The organism is Phenylobacterium sp. (assembly GCF_030693805.1).
GTDB lineage: Bacteria > Pseudomonadota > Alphaproteobacteria > Caulobacterales > Caulobacteraceae > Phenylobacterium.
Genome location: NZ_JAUXZW010000159.1, coordinates 1 through 1,141 on the forward strand (window position 1 = coordinate 1; position 1,141 = coordinate 1,141).

General features: G+C 35.2%; 2 protein-coding genes. Both read right to left on the reverse strand.

Annotated features, from left to right (window positions below; all coding sequences use genetic code 11):
- Positions 1-496: hypothetical protein (locus tag Q8M88_RS06720; RefSeq protein ID WP_305595663.1), on the reverse strand; the 496-nt coding region annotated here is incomplete at its 3' end.
- Positions 497-512: 16 nt separating this feature from the next.
- Positions 513-1,141: hypothetical protein (locus Q8M88_RS06725; protein WP_305595665.1), on the reverse strand; the 629-nt coding region annotated here is incomplete at its 5' end.

The window sequence follows — 1,141 nt, forward strand, 5'->3', positions numbered from 1 at the left end:
TATCATTTATCTCTTTCTGAATCTTTGCTTTTTCAATGAAAGAAAAAGGAAAAGAAAGTTTAATTTTTTCTACAGCAGCAGATATTTTGGGTTCAGCAGTAAGCTTTCCAACTTCTGTTGAAGCTACTTTAAACTTTTTAACTTCGGAGTTTTGTGAAGAAACTAAATTGGAGTTGAACAACATATTGTAATAAATGTTGTTTTCACTCTTCATAGGAGTTATTGTTAATTCGAACGAATTGATTCCTTCGCGAGTTGTAAGTTCAAGTTTCTCTGTTACTGTTTGATCTGACTTCCTTGATTCATTAAATAGCTTTGCTAATAATGATTCTTCGCCTTGCTTAAAATGTTCTAAGAAGTTTGTATGCGGCACAATTGATGAGAATGCTTTTCGAAGTGAACTGCTTAACGCAATAACACGACCGGTTTTGTCAACGATCATTGTTAAGATTTTATCTGTATTTGTAGTTTCTAATGTGCTAAAATCATCTTGCATTTAGTAATCTCAAAAATTAAAATGGACCAATAACATTGGAATATGCTGAATAAGTTCTTGATGCCGATGCAATAACAAGGCGAACTCTGTATCGGTTTATAGCCTTCGAATCTGCTTTTGTATGTACATATGCTGGTGGAGTTGTTGTTGAACCGCCCGCAACGGTATCAATATTTATGAAGTTAATCCCATCTATACTCCACTCTATCTCTACATCATAATTTGTGGCAATGTTAGTAACTTCCCACTTAAACTGCGCGCTTGTAGTTCCTACTTTTCCTAATAGAAAGAGCTTAGGCGCGGGAACATCTGTATAAGCTGTTGATGCGCTTGCTATGTTAGAATAAGGGCTTTTATAATTTGCTGTAAAGTACCTTATTCTGTAAGTGTAAGTTCCATTAGCTACAATGTTATCAGAAACCTCATAAGAAACTGTGTTGTCTGCCAAAACTTTAATTTGCTGAAATGATGCAGTGGCAGCATCCATTTTTTCTAAAATGAATCCCGACTCATTAGGAACAAATTCTGTGCAAGTTAAATGGATTAAGCTGCTTGCAATACATTCATCACTTAGGTTCCAAGGACCTCCGGTAGGTGTAATAGGAGAAACTTCTTCGCTAAAATTTGAATATCCTGAACCGTTGA